The sequence below is a fragment of the Parabacteroides sp. AF18-52 genome (assembly GCF_003479145.1).
Lineage (GTDB): Bacteria > Bacteroidota > Bacteroidia > Bacteroidales > Tannerellaceae > Parabacteroides > Parabacteroides faecis.
Map to the genome: position 1 here is coordinate 35,869 of NZ_QUGR01000012.1, position 17,026 is coordinate 52,894.

Consider the following 17,026-nt stretch of genomic DNA (forward strand, 5'->3'; position numbering starts at 1 on the left):
TTTTCTGAATCAAATTTATAAAGGCAGGGCTATTGTAAAGCAACTGCCTTTTCCTTTTTCAGACTGAAGCCTTATTTCTCCTCCGAAACGTTTGATGATGACCTGGCAGATTGCCAGTCCCAATCCTGTCCCCTGGGCAAATTCATCCAGTTTATTAAAGCGTTCGAATACGGCTTGTTGTTTTTCTTTAGGTATTCCTATCCCCGTATCTTTTACGTAAATATCTACTGTTTCTTCCGTGATATCGTATGTGTAACCAATTCTGATGTAACCTTCGTGTGTGAACTTGGATGCATTGTTGATAAAGTTTGTAATGACCTGCGTCAACCGGAGGGCATCTGTTTCTATCACAATCGGTTTTTCCGGAATATCTATTTGTAACTTGACCTCCGCCGGCATCAGTACCTGGTGGGTATGATAGATGTTTTTCATCAGATCGGTTAAATTGCAAGACTTGAACGAAAAGTCCATTTTACCCGATTCGATACGTGACAGATCCAGAATATCATTGATCAATTTCAGCAGTAACTCGGAATTGGAATTGATCAGGCCTAAAAACTCTTTCCGTTCTTCCGTAGACAGTTCAACCTCTTCCTCCTCTGCGATTATGTTGGAAAAACCGACGATTGCATTTAAAGGTGTACGTATCTCATGGCTCATATTCGCAAGGAAAGCAGATTTCATCTTATCCGATTCTTCCGCTTTCTGCCGGGCATTGATCAGTTCCTGCTCTGCTTCTTTACTCTGTTGTATGTTCAGGCAAAGTCCGTTGAAGATATCCTCTTCCAGATTGTATGTATAGCGGAATTCCCACCATTGATAACCCTTCCCGTCAAAGTTACAGCGTATCTGTGAAATGTTCTTTTGTATTTTTCCTTGCCGTGCGTTTATAACGTCGTTATTAAAATTTTCCAGATTGGCAGGATGGACACAAGCTTTGAATTCGTCTGTGGGAAGCATTTTTTCTTCTATTCCGGCATCTATATAGAATTCTTTATCGAAAGAGAACATGTTGTCTCTGAACTGAAAAGCATATACTTTGCCTCCGGTAAGTGCCAAGGATAAAAAGCGTTCTCCTTTCTTCAGATTTTCCTGGGCGATCTGTTTATTCCTGTTTTCCCGTAAATAGAGATATATCAGATAGGATATGATAAGAATAATGGCAATACCTGTCAGGATACCTATAATTATGATCTGTAGCTTATATCGTTCGTAAAAAGGCATTTTTATGATGTGAAAAGAGGTTGGAATGCTGTTTGAGGGTATATTCCAGCGTTCTATTTCAGTCCAGTCTAACAGGTATTCTTTGGGACTGGGGATAATGGGGATATCTTCTACCTTTTTACCTTGTAGAATTTCTGTTGCCAGATTTACGGATTGGCATATTTGTGTTTCAGGAGATGTTAAATAGCCACCGAGGATCCCTTCTTTCAGACCGAAGCCTTCATTGACAACAGATAGTGTGGGACCATTAGCGAATAGGCCCAGTCGTTTGGATGCAAAATCTCTTTTGCTTTGTACAAACACGGTATAGCGGGCTAGCCCTGAAAGTGACCATAATAAACCGCTGGAAGTGGATTCGCGGGCATCAATTAATCTGAATTTGGTTTTCGCTGGTTTTTTGAGTATCCGGCTTTTATCTTTTATTGTTGTGATACTATCCAATGTAAATGAATAGGCTCCATCTCTGCCAATGGTAAAGAGTTTTTCGTTTACTCTTTCTATGCCCGCATTTTTCGCATCATCTAAAAAAACTTTTGTCGTTTTCCTTCCGAGAAATGTATTGTCTGTCCATATATTGAAGTACATAGGGCCGAATATTATTTCCCCTAATTGAACCGTTTTCATATACTCCGGCTTATCCCAAAAACCTGTAATATTGGGGTACTGTTTTAATAATTCCCAGTTGGGGAAATTGACGCCGTCGAAAACGACGGGGATCTCTCTGATGAGATGATGTTTGCAAGCCATTATCGAATATGCCGCTTGATCATCATAAACCAGGATAAGTTCGGGATTCCAGATAGAGACCGTATCGAGAAATTCATACATTCTGACTTTTTCTTCTGCATCCAGATAAGAATCACAATCCAGGTAGAATGTTTTCAGGTTAGCATCTATGTTATGTTTCTTAAATTCCTGATGTATTTTTTCTTTTCTTCCTTCATAGCCTGTGTATTCGGGCTCAAAAGATTCAATTACCAAAATTCTGTGTTTTTCTTTCTGGCGATCTTTGCTACATGATGTGGTAATTATTAGTAATAATATCCACGTGATTTTAATAATATGTTGAAAAAAAGGTTGCTGCATACATTTGCTTGATAACCGCAAATATATGAAAGACTATTTGAATCTCAATGGTTCTTTGTTTATTTATTTTGGAAGTAAGCAGAATAAAAAAAAGCGACTGCCGGATTTGCATCCGACAATCGCTTTCATCTTATGTGGAAAATGTAATTTAATTATTTAACTTCTTCGAAGTCAACATCTGTAACACCGCCGTCTTTGTTTCCACCGGCATTGTTATTTGCCTGCTGCTGTCCGAAGTCAGGACCCGGCTGTGCACCACCCTGAGCGTTCTGAGCATTATACATTTCCTGGCTTGCAGCCTGGAATACGGTGTTCAGTTCTGTCATAGCGGCATCGATACCGGCAATATCCTGAGCTTTGTGAGCCTCTTTCAGCTTGTTCAATGCAGCTTCGATCGGAGCTTTCTTGTCTGCCGGAAGTTTGTCACCCAGGTCTTTCAGCTGTTTTTCAGTCTGGAAGATCATACTGTCAGCCTGGTTCAGCTTGTCGATACGTTCTTTTTCTTTCTTATCAGCTTCAGCGTTGGCTGCAGCTTCATCTTTCATCCGTTTTACTTCGTCATCGCTCAAACCACTGGATGCTTCGATACGGATACTCTGTACTTTACCGGTTCCTTTATCTTTTGCAGATACATTCAGGATACCGTTGGCATCGATATCGAATGTTACTTCGATCTGAGGTACGCCACGCTGTGCAGCAGGGATTCCATCCAGATGGAAACGGCCGATAGACTTATTATCTTTTGCCAAAGAGCGTTCACCCTGCAGGATGTGGATTTCTACAGACGGCTGGTTGTCGACAGCTGTTGTAAATGTTTCCGATTTCTTAGTCGGGATAGTTGTGTTGGCTTCGATCAACTTGGTCATTACACCACCCATTGTTTCGATACCCAGAGACAGCGGAGTCACATCCAGCAACAGTACGTCTTTTACTTCACCGGTCAATACACCACCCTGAATGGCAGCACCTACGGCTACTACTTCATCCGGGTTAACACCTTTGGACGGAGCTTTACCGAAGAATTTTTCAACGATAGCCTGTACAGCCGGGATACGTGTAGAACCACCAACCAAGATTACTTCGTCAATATCGGAAGTACTCAAACCGGCATCTTTCAATGACTGACGGCACGGTTCGATACAAGCCTGGATCAGACTGTCTGCCAGTTGTTCGAATTTAGCACGTGTCAATGTTTTTACCAAGTGCTTTGGAATACCGTTAACCGGCATGATATATGGCAGATTGATCTCTGTGCTTGTTGTGCTTGACAGTTCGATCTTCGCTTTTTCAGCAGCTTCTTTCAAACGTTGTAAAGCCATCGGGTCTTTACGCAGGTCGACACCTTCTTCACGCAGGAATTCTTCTGCCAACCAGTCGATAATCACATGGTCGAAGTCATCACCCCCCAGGTGTGTATCACCGTTTGTTGATTTTACTTCGAATACACCGTCGCCCAGTTCAAGGATTGAAATATCGAATGTACCACCACCAAGGTCGAATACAGCGATCTTCATATCTTTGCTGGTCTTGTCAAGGCCGTAAGCCAAAGAAGCGGCAGTCGGTTCGTTTACGATACGGCGAACATTCAAACCTGCAATTTCACCTGCTTCTTTTGTTGCCTGACGCTGAGCATCGCTAAAGTAAGCCGGAACAGTGATAACGGCATCTGTTACTTCCTGACCTAAATAATCTTCAGCAGTTTTCTTCATTTTCTGAAGAACCATAGCTGAAATTTCCTGCGGGGTGTACAGACGGCCTTCGATATCCACACGCGGAGTGTTGTTATCGCCACGTACAACTTTATAAGGTACGCGATTGATTTCTTTCTGAACCTGGTCGTATGTTTCACCCATGAAACGTTTGATAGAGAATATAGTCTTTTCCGGATTGGTGATAGCCTGACGTTTTGCGGGATCACCAACTTTACGTTCGCCGCCTTCAACGAATGCAACGATTGAAGGAGTTGTTCTTTTACCTTCGCTGTTTGCAATAACAACCGGTTCGTTACCTTCCAGTACGGCAACACATGAGTTGGTTGTTCCTAAGTCGATTCCAATAATTTTTCCCATAATTCGATAATATTTTAATTGTTATTATTTTTCGTCTTTGCTTTTTCTCTTGTCGAGTTGCACCAATTAGTATACAAAACGTATGCCAAAGTAACAATGAACAGTTCTGAATTGTTTTTGCTGTCAGAAATAATGACAATACGGCAGTTGTTAAAACGATATATTTTTATCTTTGTGCCATAGGAGGAATTATGTCCTAATTTATATGTAAAGAAGAGACTATTATCAATTAAATCATTTATAAAATGAAAAACTATCTAGTTTTTACCATGGCTACACTTTTATTAGGAACTTCCTGTTCCTCTAAAAAAGAGCAGGCTGAAAGTTTTACCGGTGCTCCGGGAGAGGTAAAGCTTATAACGCTCGATCCCGGACATTTTCATGCGTCACTGGTACAGAAGGTGTCTTATCCGCAGGTTTATAAAGATGTTTTTGTGTACGCCCCCACCGGCTTCGATGTGAATGAACATCTAAAGCGTATCGAAGGATTTAATTCGCGTGCAGAGAATCCGACAGCGTGGAATGAGGTTGTTTATACAGGTCCGGATTATCTGGAGAAAATGCTATCCGAAAAGAAGGGGAATGTGATGGTCCAGGCCGGAAATAACGGCAAAAAGACCGAATATATAAAGAAAACCCTGGAAGCCGGTATCCATGTTCTTTCTGACAAGCCGATGGCGATCAACAGTCAGAATTTCCAACTGCTGGAAGAGTGTTTTGATATTGCAAAGCAGAAGAATATTCTGTTGTATGACATTATGACTGAAAGGAATGAGATCACAACGATGTTGCAGCGTGAACTTTCAACAATCCCCGCGATATATGGCGAACAGTTGAAAGGTTCTCCTGAGGAACCGGCTATTGTGAAAGAAAGTGTACATCATTTATTTAAACTGGTAGATAACAAACCGCTGACCCGTCCGGTGTGGTATTTTGATGTAACTCAGCAGGGGGAAGGTATCGTGGATGTGACGACCCATCTGGTGGATCTCGTTCAGTGGGAAGCTTTTCCGGAACAGATTATCGATTATAAAAAAGATATAGAATTGGTCGATGCGAACCGTTGGACGACTTCGATTAGTCCGGAAGAGTTTAAGCAGGTGACGGGTACAGATGCTTATCCCGATTTCCTGAAAAAAGATGTCGTAAACGATACGCTAAAAGTGTATTGTAATGGTGATATCGTCTATAAGATCAAAGGGGTGACAGCCAAAGTTTCCGTTATCTGGAATTATACCTTTCCGGAAGGTGGCGGCGATACGCATTTTTCTGTTATGAAAGGAAGCAAAGCCGACCTGGTGATCCGTCAGGGACAGGAGCAGGGGTATAAACCGGAATTATTTGTAGAGGCTGTTAAGGGGATTGACCTGGCTGCTTATGAAAAGGATCTGGCAGCTTCAATGGAAAAAGTATCAGCCGCATATCCCGGTGTTGCTCTGAATAAGAAAGGTGATGGTGTATGGCAGATTGAAATACCGGCTAGATATCGTGTAGGTCATGAAGCTCATTTCGGTCAGGTAACGGAACATTTTTTGGAATATCTGAAGGATGGTAAATTGCCGGATTGGGAAGTACCTAATATGCTGGCTAAGTATTACACGACGACATCGGCATTGGATATGGCGAAAGCGAAGAAAAAATAAAGAACGGCTTAAAAATAAAAACATTGAGACACGGATTTGAATTTGTTATTTCGCGTGTCTCAATGTGAATAAAATTAGAAACTAAATTTGATCAAGACTCCTTTGTGATCCGTCGGCCAAATCCCTGCCGGGGGTGAAAAAGAATCCTGGCTGTTTTCATCGACACGTTGGCTACGAACAATAGAGGATCTGGGGCCGACCACGATAGCGTCTTTCACTTTCCAACCGTCAGCCGGAATATAATAAATGAAATCGATACGATCGCGTTCATCTGCTTCCGGTGCCCATGTCAATCGCTCAACTGCCATATCCGGGTTGTCCGAAGGGAAGGTAAAACCGGGATGGGTTATCGGATTCGGATGCTTAACACGATAGGCATCCCGGAAACCGGCTTCATATAACAATTTAGAGCAGTCCCAATGAACTACTGCTCCGTTGTGATCCCATAGTTCTTTTGTATCTTCCGTCCAATCTAAATGGGAAGGCTCATTGAAGTCACCTCCCAAAATTACGAAATCCGCATTCAGTTTTTTGGCATCTTCAATCACGAGCCGGATGGATTCATCACGCAAAGATTCGTTATTCGCTTTCTCTATTTCCTTCTTATCTGTTACCGGGGCTTTCAGTTTTTTCCACGTCACACCGCTATATCCCCGTGGCAGGTAACAAGCATAATGTGTATAATCCAAATGACCTGTATAAGCAACCACCTGTTTGCCTTCAACATCCAACCGGGTTCTCAATACCCGGTCTTTTTGCGGGATATTTTCCGTTTGTTCCAATATAGGATATTTAGACAACAATGCGACATCCAACAAGCTGCTTTGCCCATAATAAGTTTTCCCTTTTTTGCGTAAAGCTTCTAGAATACGAGGTACAAACAAAACGCCCTCTTTATTGCCGGCTTCGCTAAACATTACGATATCCGGATCTATCCGAACTACCTCGTTTACTACAGCTTCAAAGCCATTTTCTACAACGGTCCCTTCCATCCAAATATTCAGATGCAAAACACTTAACTCATGTGTCTCCTTTGTACAGCCCACACAAACAAATGCGAGCAGTGTTATCCAAACACAAATATGTTTCATTATACTTTCTTTTATTTATATTCTACTTTTATTTATCTGTTTATTGTACCCAACGGTTCAAATGATTGTTGGGGGTTTCCAATACAAATTTGTAATATTGAGAATCTGGTAATTCATCGGCGGGAACCACATACATCTGTTTCTTGGCAGGAACTCTCGCAATTTTTTTCCATTGATCTTTGCCGCCTTCTTTGTATTGGTTCGTTGAAGACACATAAATATCCACCATTGCGTCCGGATTGAGGCAATTCCAAGAAAGTGTGACAGAGTTGTCATAAGGAGAAGTACTCATTTGTGTGATATCCACTTGGCCGATAAAGGGGATTCCATCCTGTTCCCATCCTACCTGTTGAGGAATATTAAATCCCATAAAACGGCAAATGGAAGGGGTTATGTCGACAATGGCCAAGCCATCAGTATTGAATCGCTCATTGACGGGTTGGTTTGTTGATATCCAGGTAGTTCGTTCTCGTTTCGATTGGCCACCATGTCCATGACCATTCTCGCTGCGCCCATGATCAGTCGTAACGACTATCATCCACTCTTCGTCAAAATTAGCTTCCCGATACTTCACTGCGTCCCAGATCTTGCCGATCTGTGTATCTGCTTTTTGCGTATAACCGTCAAAAAAATGCCCGTTCCCTTCAATATGGCCAGCATCATCCGTATACCACAGATATACCCAACTTAAATCCGGGGCATCTTGTCGTATACCTTTGGCAGCCTGTTCTGTCACATACTCGTCAATGTCGAAAATGCGCAGGTCTTTCTCTTTTTTCGGGAAACGAAGTGTATCCAAATCATATCCATCGCAAATAAAGTCTATCTTCAAATAATTTGTTTCCGGCTTTCCTTCTCCCAACAAAACTGTCCGGTTATCTGTCCAGCTTGAATAAATCGCCGTTTTATACGGTTTAGATTGCTCTTTGGCAATCCGGAAAATCGTCCAATAATTATAATTAGGCTTCAAATTCGAATTACCATCTACATTATGTTTATTCATCCAGGTAGCTGTAAGCAAATTGGTATAGCCGATTGCTGAAATTGTCGGAGTTTGTGAATAATTACCAATTTCTCCTCCGGTATAGGCTCGGGCATAAGCCCCTTGGGATGCGATTTCGTCAATAGCCGGTGTGTTTAGACGCTCTATCATGTCGGCAGGAATACCATCAACAATAATAAACACAGCTTTTTTTGTTTTTGTAGCCATAGATATTAAAGAAATACTGCAAAAAAGTATTATCCATTTGAGTTTCATAAGTCTGTTTTTATTTTAATATCCACATTAATTCATTCCAATCATCATTACCATTATATTGACGTTGAATCGCATCTTCCAGGTTTTCGCGGTTAAAATCATACTCGCGCTGTTCATATCTCCATCTCATCGGCATCTTGTCCGGTATAGTATTCATGTTTGTCGACGGATTAACGGGTAGTTTAGGGTATCCGGTCCGACGAAAATCATAATAACAGGTATAAGTATTATGCATGAACAGATCCAGATATTTTTGTGTGAGAACTTTATTCAGGTCATTTTCAAAAGTACTTTCTTTTGCACCTAATTGTAATTCAGGTTTATCTAAGAAAGACTGGATATAATCGTCCGTTATTTCTCTATTATGCCTGTAAGCGAGAGGAGTGTAATCTGCTGCGAAATTCATACTGGCTTCAATCCCCTTATGATAATAAGAGTTTGCGTCTCCATCAATCCATCCCCTGAGGCAAGCTTCCGCTAAAACGAAATTTAGTTCAGCATACCCCATTTGGATTGTTGGTTGGCAGTTGTCTATTTCAAAGAAACGAGAATTTATATTTGATATGCTATCGGCAGTATATAAATCCAATATTTCACTATACACCCGGGACGGGTCAACTCCTAAGTAAGCATCCCAGTCGTCGTCAGTCATACCCGCTTTAGTTTGTGCCTTTGCCGGGCTGCAATAAAAGAAAAGACGATTGTCTTGATATTTTTTCAGGGTATCTATTATTGTAACGGATACTCCCGAGTAAAAATTGAATCGTGAAAGATAAAGAGGATACTGTTGAGAAGACAACGTCCCGTAGACTAACTGGAAATTGTCGGCGTTTGATTCAAATAAAATTTGTTGAGATACGATTGCCGCAAAGCGTTGTTTGACGTTCAGTCCTGCCTCTTTCTCTTTTTTAGACAAGCTCATCAATATCCTTAACTGCAACGCGGATACGGCTTTTTTCCATTTTTCAGGATCTCCCCCATACACAAAATCTCCATCGAAATTACGAGTCGCATTGGAAAAATGTGTGTACGAAGCATCCAGGTCATCCAACATTTGCACGAACACTTCTTTTTGGGTATCATATTTCGGTTTGATATTTCCTTCTTCTCCTTTCAATGCATCCGAATAAGGAATATCTCCCAGACTTATTGTGGTGTCATAAAGCCTGAACACTTTTATGAACAGTGCTAATCCTTGATAAGCCTCCTTATCAATATCCGATGCCAGCTCTACCATCTTAAGACAGTTTGTCAGGCTATTGTACACTCCGAATCCGGTTGTGTTTATCCGGTTATACTGAACTTTTCGGCTATCTTCCGCTCCCTCATGCCAACTAATCATTTTAGTGAAGAACATATCGTAAAAATATCCTTTAGGATCAGATTTTCCGCCTATTCTCAAGGCTTCTTTCAATTGCCCGGTAGCCAACATCCCCGGAGTTGCAGTAGTTGCAGAATCCGGATTCGTATTAATTTCATCAAACTTGCTGCAGCTATAAGTCATGCATATTACTACAACCAAAAGACAATAGTTGATATATGATTTTATTTTTTTCATGTCATTTCTGTTTTAGAAGTTCAACTTTAGATTAACCCCGACATAACGTACAGACGGTGAGTTTATATTCTCCGTATCAACATCCGGATCCGAAAATTTAAAACCTTTCGTCCATATTAATAGGTTCTGTCCTACCAAGGCTGCTTCTGCTCCTTTTACAATATGTGTACAATATTTTTTCGGTAACCGATAGCCGATTGATAATTCCCTTAATTTAAAAAAGGTTTTACTTTTCTTAAAGTTTGATTTAGAAGAACTTCCATTATAGGAGCGCATATAAGTTTCATAAGAAACGGCTACATCATTCGGCGCAAAAACACGGGTGTCTTCAAGTATATTTCCGTCAGAATCATACTTGACATCCCCGGAAATGACCTTAACCCCTTCAGCGATATATCCTTCATGATTCCCGTTTACCACTTCGTCGTACCGATATTCGTTATCAGAATCGATGTGTCGTCCGGAGTGCCATAAACGGGAACTCATGTAGTCAAACATATGACCGCCGACACGGCCGTCAAAAGAAAAGCTCAAGGTGAAATCTTTATAATTGAATGTATTTGTCCAACCCCAGATCCATTTCGGGTTGTAACTACCTGCATAACTGGGGTAAATACTTTCTTTAGGCATTCCGTTATAGAGGATCAGCTGGCCGTCCGGGCTTCTTTCCCAATCATTCATTTCTAACCAGTACCAATCTCTTCCGGCAGCAACCCAAGGCTTTTGAGTTGAATACTTTTCGTCTACTTTTGCGTAATAGTACCGGTCTGCAGCCCAATTGAATGAAGAATTCCATGAAAAATCTTTTTCTTTGATAATGTCGCCGCTGATTGTAAATTCAACTCCTCGGCTTAGTTGTTCTTCTCCGTAATTTATCAATGTATTTGAAAAACCGCTGGCATAGCTCATGTCAACGTATCGTTGTAAATCATAAAGAAGTTTATGGTAATAAGCCAAGTCGAATTTTAACCGGTTATTGAAGAAATATAAATCCGTACCTATTTCATAAGAGCGGGAAGAACGGGGACGTAATGAAACGTCACGAATTGTAGAAGGATAAAAAGCTGCAGTCATGTTACCCCAGTAATTACGTGAAACGCTATACGTCGAATTTATATCATATACTCCAGTCGGATATTTGGTTTGTGCCCATGAACCTCTTATCTTCCAGAAATTGAAAATCTCGGGCAGCGGGACAAGTTCGGATATAACAAGGCTTCCGGAAACGGAAGGATAGAAATAAGACCGTTCCGATTTAGCCAAAGTAGAAGCCCAGTCATTACGTCCGGTCACTTCTATAAAAGCGGCACTTTTCCAGGAAAATCCGATTTTCCCATATAGACTGTTTATCTGTTCCTTCGTTACGGAAGAAGATGTTGTTGCCGGATCTACGGAAGCATTCAATGAAAAAAAGCCCGGCATATTCAGCCCGTTATTGGTCGAAGAATATTGATCGTTATTTTCTCTGAAATATAAGGAGCCTCCCAGAAAGCCGTCTAATGTAAAATCTCCCAGTTTTTTATTTGCCAATAACATCACATCATCTGTAGTACTGTAGCCAGAATAGTTTGACACGCTATATCCTCCTTTTCGATTGCTGCGTGTGCTGATGGGTTCTTTAAACGTATACTGGTTTCTGAAACTGTCACCTCCTACACGCATAACCAGTTTTAGCCAATCGGTCAGTTCCAAACTCATATTCAGGCTTCCATTTGTTAAATCTTGATGACGGTGGTTGGTGCGCTCATAAGCCAGGAAATAAGGATTATCGTACCACCAATCATCCATCCAGTTCTGTTCTTCCTGTTCTTTGCCTTCTCTCCAGTAATTACGATAATCCCGGATATCATATTCCGCCCCTGTCCAAATAAGCAGATTATACATATAACTACCCATTCCGTAACCGGCTCCGTTATTATTTGAGAATATATTTTTATTGTAAGCGATCTCTGCATCTAAATGAAATTTTTTGTAATCCATAACTCCGCCTACGGAAAAAGTCAATTTTTGTTGCTTTGAGTTCGGATATTGTCCCTTATTATACACATGATTCAGAGAGGCTCGTACGCTGCCATACTCACCTTTTTGTGAAACGCTGATATTGTTATTGGTAACTAATGCTTGTTCAAGGAAGTTATTGAGATTGTCTTTCCCTTTAGAGGTTAAAGGTTGGTCTTCCCATTCATAGGTGGAGGGATTGTATTGGCTGACCACGCGCCCTATATCTAACTTGTCTCCCCATACATAATCGCCAGGGGCATATTTACCGCTCCCCCCCGAACTATATGAATTTTGCACTTCCGGTAATTTTAAAAAACCGGCATGAAACATTGTACTGGAGTTCACGGAAATATCCAGTCCTTCTTTTTGTGCTTTTTTAGTTGTAACCATAATAGCTCCGTCTCCACCTCTCGAACCATATAGAGCCGAAGCTGTAGAACCTTTCAAGACGCTGATGGATTCAATGTCGTCTGCCGGGATATCGGATAAAGAAACATTGTAATGGGGAATGCCGTCTACAACCAGTAAAGGTGTGCTTCCGCGCAAAGTCAGAGTGGGGGATGCGGCAAATTCTGTACTGTTCTTGATATTCAGACCTGCAACTTTACCGGTCAGAGAGGTCGCTACATTTGCTCCTTTGGCAACAGTCAATTGATCACTTTTCACTTCCTGGACTGCGTATCCCAGTGCCTTTTGTTCTCGTTTGATCCCCAAAGCTGTAACGACTACTTCATCTAACAGTTCTGTGTCATCAACCAGGGTAATGGAGAGAGTCTGTTTTTTGTTGATAGTGATTTCCTGAGTGTTATAACCAATATAGGATATTAACAAGATGTCGCCTTCAGCGGCTTCCAGCTGGAACTTGCCATTAATGTCGGTGATGGTTCCATTCGTAGTGCCTTTGACCAGAACGTTGGCTCCTATAACCGATTGTCCCTGAGAGTCAAGAACAGTTCCGGAAATAGTATTGATCTGCGCTTTGAATAGGGCAATGTGTTTATTAGATATGCGAAAAGAAATATTTCTTTTGTTGCGGAGTAGACTCCGTAGCATTTCATTTAAATCAAGATTGGTTTCCTGAATGGAAATTTTTTCATTTCGATCGATGTCGGAAGTATTATAGACGAATTTATATCCGGTCTTTTCTTCTATCTCGTTGAATATCTCTTCAAGCGTTGCATTTTGTTTATGAAGGGAGAACTTTACCGTCTGCGCATGTATAAATGAAATATTGATAAACAGAAATAGTAAAAGAAGTCCGGTAACACTGATTTTATGTTTAAAAGTCTTTTTTGATAAGGAATAATATTCCTTGCAGGTAAAATCCTTCAGATTTTGCCTGATAAATGAATTTTTATCCATAATTTTGTATGTATTAATTTTTTAATTAGCAGGTGTGTATCTGCTGATAAACAATGTAGAATTCGGGAATGGTCTCAACATTCCCAATTCTTTTTGTATCTGTCTCATTGAATTAAGTTATGTTTTTCATGAACTATCCATAATTGTTTGTTTTTGTGGTTTGACATTTTGTATTTATTTGAGGAAAATTTCTCCTTTCTTTTTTTCTATTTTATATCGGGCAGAGATCTGTAAAACTGATAATATTTCTTCCAGTGTTTCTTTTTCTGTAAAGTTTGCATTGAAAGTCTGTCCTTTCAGATTTTCGTTTTCGATATGTATTTTCACATGGAAAGCCCGTTGCAACTCTTGCATGATGTCTTCTAACGAATTGTCCTTAAACTCAAATATTCCGGTAACCCACGATATTGTATTTTCCGGGCGTATAGTAGAAATCTTCAAGTCATTGTCTGATTTGAAATATACTGCTTGTTCGCCAGGTTGTAGTATGCGGTCTGCTGTTTGTGATTGATTCGTACTTTTGTATAATCCGATTTTTCCGGTAAGAAGAGTGATCTGTGTTTTATCCGGTTCGGCATCGACATTAAATGTTGTGCCTAAAACCTTGATTCCTACTCCATCGGTCTGAACGATAAAAGGTCTTTTTTCATCTTTCCGGACTTCAAAAAATGCTTCTCCTTTTATTTCAACTTGACGGATTTGCTGACTAAATTCTCTCGGATAACGTAAACAGGCATTTGCATTTAACCATACGACACTACTATCCGGCAATGTAATTTTTGTTTTAGCATCAGGAACCGCCGTTGTTTCATAATAGACAAGCGCTCGTTTCGGTTCTTTATCTATCAGGAAGATACTTGTAACAACTAATAGGGCAATGGATGCAGCTATAGATAAATATTTCCAGGCGGAATTTCCTCTATCGGCATAAGAAATGACGACAGGTCGTTTGACTCTATCTGCTAAGCGATCGAACATCTGCTTTTCATCAAATGGCAAAGACTTAAAATGTATACGCTTTGTCAGTGATTCGAGTTCTTTGTTGTTTTGTTCATTTTTCATCTTATTCCGATACCTTTATAGATAGAGATGACAGGTAAAGTAAAAAACTCCTACTCGGAATGCGAAAAAAATATATTTTTTTAGGAAGTATTCAAAATACATCGATAAATAGTCATTTACATGCTCATTTTCTTCTTAACCCTAACATCTATGGTTGTTGTGTATTTTTGTATTATATATCATATGTGGAGTATAAAATACTTTCATGAAAAGATACATTTTTTATCTTTAGGTAGTATCTTGAAGAATTTTTAATTACATTTACTGACTAATATATTGTAAAAAGACTGTATTCGAGATGGAGAAGGAGAGTGGCATGTCTCTTTTTAAAAGTGTAGTGAGAGGGGATGAAACAGCGTTCCGGTTATTATTTGAAACTTATTCCCGGCGTCTGTTCCATGTCGCTTATTATTATCTGAATTCTCGTGAACTGGCAGAAGAAGCTGTTCTGGATGTCTTTACTGTCATTTGGCAAAAGAGGGAAACGTTGTCCCATGTGAAAGAACCGGAACGTTATTTGTATATATCAGTAAAAAATCAGGCTTTACATTATGTAAGAAGGGGGTATGTGCAGGAAAAGGATTCTTTTTCTTTGTATGAAATAGAACTGATTCCGGATTCGGATACACCGGAAAAAAGTTTGATGGATGAGGAATACCAGGCATTAATCAAACAGGCTATCGATTCTTTACCTCCTAAATGTAAGGAGGTTTTCCGTCTTGTTCTCTCCGATAAATTAAAGAACAGGGAAATTGCAGATCTGTTAGGTATTAGTGAGAAGACTGTGAATATACATATTGCTAAGGCTTATGAGCGTATTGCAGAGTATGTAAATAGACAATATAAACAAGTAAAAAGTTTTTGGCTCCTTTTTTTTTAGTCCGAATATAAAAAATCCCTGACCTATAAAAGCTCAGGGATTTTTTTACTTCATTTCCTTTTCTTCCATCATGTCGAGTTCATTTTTGTCGGAATCGATAAATTTATATTCCAGAAAACCCAGACTTTGATTAGGAATGACTTTCATACTCATAGAGTATTTCAGTTTCCATTTCATACTAAGGGGGTAAAGCCCCTTGTTTACGAACGCTGCAACGTAGGGATGTACGTGCAGGGCGAATTTCTTCACATTGTGTTTGTTTACCAGACAGTCGATCTTTCCTTCCAGATTGTCGGTGAATAAGATCGAAGGTTTGATTGTTCCTGTGCCAAAACAGGTAGGACATGATTCTGTCGTATCCACATCCATTGCCGGGCGTACCCTCTGACGGGTAATCTGCATCAGGCCAAACTTGCTTAGAGGCAGGATGTTGTGTTTGGCCCGGTCGTTTGCCATTGCTTTGCTCATGTGTTCGAACAGCTTTTGCCGGTTGGCGGCTTCTGCCATATCGATGAAATCGACTACAATAATACCGCCCATATCACGAAGACGAAGCTGGCGTGCGATTTCGTCGGCGGCAGCAGTATTTACATCGATAGCTGTTTTTTCCTGGGCATCGCTTCCTTTGGAACGGTTGCCGCTGTTCACATCTATTACGTGCATGGCCTCGGTATGCTCGATGATCAGGTAAGCTCCACTTTTATACGTAACCGTCCGTCCAAACAACGATTTAACTTGCTTGGTGATACCGAAATTGTCGAAGATCGGTAGTTCGCCGGTATATCGCTGTACAATCTCTTCCCTCCCGGGAGCGATCAGGCTGACATAATCGCGTATGTTATGGTAAACATCCGCATCGTTTACGTAAATATTCTGGAAAGAAGGGTTGAAAATATCACGGAGCAAGGCCACAGTACGTGCCGTTTCTTCATATACGATCGACGGTACTTTTAATTTAGGGACCTTGACGATGTTTTCTTCCCATCGTTTCACTAATGTCTTTAATTCATGGTCGAGTTCAGCCACGCGTTTTCCTTCGGAGGAAGTACGTACGATCACACTGAAGTTTTTCGGCTTGATGCTCTGGATTAACTGCCGCAAACGGGCGCGTTCCTCGCTCGACTTGATTTTTGTGGAGACAGAGACCTTGTCGGCAAATGGTATCAGAACGATGTATCTTCCGGCAAAAGACAGCTCGGAAGTCAATCGTGGACCCTTTGTTGAGATCGGCTCTTTGGCAATCTGTACCAACACCTCCTGTCCGACTTTAAGCACATTGCTGATGCTTCCGTCCTTTTCTATTTCAGGAAGTATCTGCATTTTAGAAATGGCGGGCATTTTTTTCTGGTCGCCAAGTGCTTGTTTGAGGAACTTTTGTTGGGTGTTGAAGTTCGGACCTAAGTCCAGGTAGTGAAGAAATGCGTCCTTTTTATACCCTACATCAATGAAAGCAGCGTTCAGACCCGGCATCAGTTTTTTAACTTTGCCAAGATAGATATCGCCTACGGCAAACGAGACATTGCGGGCCTCCTTCTGGAGTTCCACAAGGTTCTTGTCTTCCAATACGGCAATAGATACCTCTTTGGGTTGTACATCAACTACTAATTCACTTATCACTAAAAAAGGGTTTTTTTATTCAGACCTTTCTAAATACGCAAAGAACAAACTTAAAAGGTCACTTATTAAGTTTGTTCTTTAGAGTTTCTTGATAGACTTATTTCTTTTTATGTCTATTCTTTTTCAGTCTCTTTTTGCGCTTGTGCGTAGACATTTTATGTCTTTTTCTTTTTTT

General features: G+C 40.5%; 10 protein-coding genes. 2 read left to right on the plus strand and 8 right to left on the minus strand.

The genetic code is table 11. The annotated features are described in order from the left end of the window. Nucleotides 1-15: 15 nt before the first annotated feature. Nucleotides 16-2,205, minus strand: a complete 2,190-nt coding sequence (locus DWX23_RS18105; RefSeq protein ID WP_158607090.1) for a HAMP domain-containing sensor histidine kinase — start codon at nucleotides 2,203-2,205, stop codon at nucleotides 16-18. Nucleotides 2,206-2,462: 257 nt separating this feature from the next. Continuing rightward, the gene (dnaK, locus tag DWX23_RS18110; RefSeq protein WP_122352187.1) at nucleotides 2,463-4,379 is read right to left on the minus strand and encodes a molecular chaperone DnaK; all 1,917 of its coding nucleotides are present in this window, start codon (nucleotides 4,377-4,379) and stop codon (nucleotides 2,463-2,465) included. Nucleotides 4,380-4,624: 245 nt separating this feature from the next. On the opposite strand from dnaK, the gene DWX23_RS18115 reads away from it, so the two are divergent. Further along, the gene (locus tag DWX23_RS18115) at nucleotides 4,625-6,022 is read left to right on the plus strand and encodes a putative oxidoreductase C-terminal domain-containing protein (protein ID WP_122375485.1); all 1,398 of its coding nucleotides are present in this window, start codon (nucleotides 4,625-4,627) and stop codon (nucleotides 6,020-6,022) included. A gap of 74 nt (nucleotides 6,023-6,096) precedes the next feature. Here the strand turns inward: DWX23_RS18115 and DWX23_RS18120 are convergent, their stop codons facing one another. From DWX23_RS18120 to DWX23_RS18140, 5 genes are all read right to left on the minus strand, one after another. Next, nucleotides 6,097-7,113, minus strand: coding sequence for an endonuclease/exonuclease/phosphatase family protein (locus tag DWX23_RS18120; protein ID WP_122375486.1), 1,017 nt, complete (start codon nucleotides 7,111-7,113; stop codon nucleotides 6,097-6,099). Between the two features lie 40 nt (nucleotides 7,114-7,153). Further along, nucleotides 7,154-8,323 carry an alkaline phosphatase family protein gene (locus tag DWX23_RS18125; RefSeq protein ID WP_233587666.1) on the minus strand — a complete coding sequence of 390 codons (1,170 nt, stop codon included), beginning with the start codon at nucleotides 8,321-8,323 and terminating at the stop codon, nucleotides 7,154-7,156. A gap of 58 nt (nucleotides 8,324-8,381) precedes the next feature. Next, nucleotides 8,382-9,929, minus strand: a complete 1,548-nt coding sequence (locus DWX23_RS18130; RefSeq protein WP_122375488.1) for a SusD/RagB family nutrient-binding outer membrane lipoprotein — start codon at nucleotides 9,927-9,929, stop codon at nucleotides 8,382-8,384. A 12-nt stretch (nucleotides 9,930-9,941) separates the two neighbouring features. Continuing rightward, nucleotides 9,942-13,292 (minus strand): SusC/RagA family TonB-linked outer membrane protein, encoded by a 3,351-nt coding sequence (locus DWX23_RS18135; protein WP_122375489.1) that lies wholly within the window; start codon nucleotides 13,290-13,292, stop codon nucleotides 9,942-9,944. A 174-nt stretch (nucleotides 13,293-13,466) separates the two neighbouring features. Further along, nucleotides 13,467-14,354: a FecR family protein gene (locus tag DWX23_RS18140; RefSeq protein WP_122375490.1), complete on the minus strand. Its 888-nt coding sequence runs from the start codon at nucleotides 14,352-14,354 to the stop codon at nucleotides 13,467-13,469. Nucleotides 14,355-14,652: 298 nt separating this feature from the next. Here DWX23_RS18140 and DWX23_RS18145 point away from each other — a divergent pair, with 298 nt between their 5' ends. Further along, nucleotides 14,653-15,234 carry an RNA polymerase sigma-70 factor gene (locus DWX23_RS18145; RefSeq protein WP_122375491.1) on the plus strand — a complete coding sequence of 194 codons (582 nt, stop codon included), beginning with the start codon at nucleotides 14,653-14,655 and terminating at the stop codon, nucleotides 15,232-15,234. A gap of 45 nt (nucleotides 15,235-15,279) precedes the next feature. Here DWX23_RS18145 and DWX23_RS18150 read toward each other — a convergent pair whose 3' ends face one another. Then, on the minus strand, nucleotides 15,280-16,851 hold the full coding sequence (locus DWX23_RS18150; RefSeq protein ID WP_122352191.1) for an Rne/Rng family ribonuclease: 1,572 nt from the start codon (nucleotides 16,849-16,851) through the stop codon (nucleotides 15,280-15,282). Between the last annotated feature and the right edge of the window lie 175 nt (nucleotides 16,852-17,026).

Coding starts and splice junctions, on each gene's coding strand:
- dnaK (WP_122352187.1), bottom strand. CDS start 4,379: ATGGGAAAAATTATTGGAATCGACTTAGGAACAACCAACTCATGTGTT.
- DWX23_RS18115 (WP_122375485.1), top strand. CDS start 4,625: ATGAAAAACTATCTAGTTTTTACCATGGCTACACTTTTATTAGGAACT.
- DWX23_RS18120 (WP_122375486.1), bottom strand. CDS start 7,113: ATGAAACATATTTGTGTTTGGATAACACTGCTCGCATTTGTTTGTGTG.
- DWX23_RS18125 (WP_233587666.1), bottom strand. CDS start 8,323: ATGGCTACAAAAACAAAAAAAGCTGTGTTTATTATTGTTGATGGTATT.
- DWX23_RS18130 (WP_122375488.1), bottom strand. CDS start 9,929: ATGAAAAAAATAAAATCATATATCAACTATTGTCTTTTGGTTGTAGTA.
- DWX23_RS18135 (WP_122375489.1), bottom strand. CDS start 13,292: ATGGATAAAAATTCATTTATCAGGCAAAATCTGAAGGATTTTACCTGC.
- DWX23_RS18140 (WP_122375490.1), bottom strand. CDS start 14,354: ATGAAAAATGAACAAAACAACAAAGAACTCGAATCACTGACAAAGCGT.
- DWX23_RS18145 (WP_122375491.1), top strand. CDS start 14,653: ATGGAGAAGGAGAGTGGCATGTCTCTTTTTAAAAGTGTAGTGAGAGGG.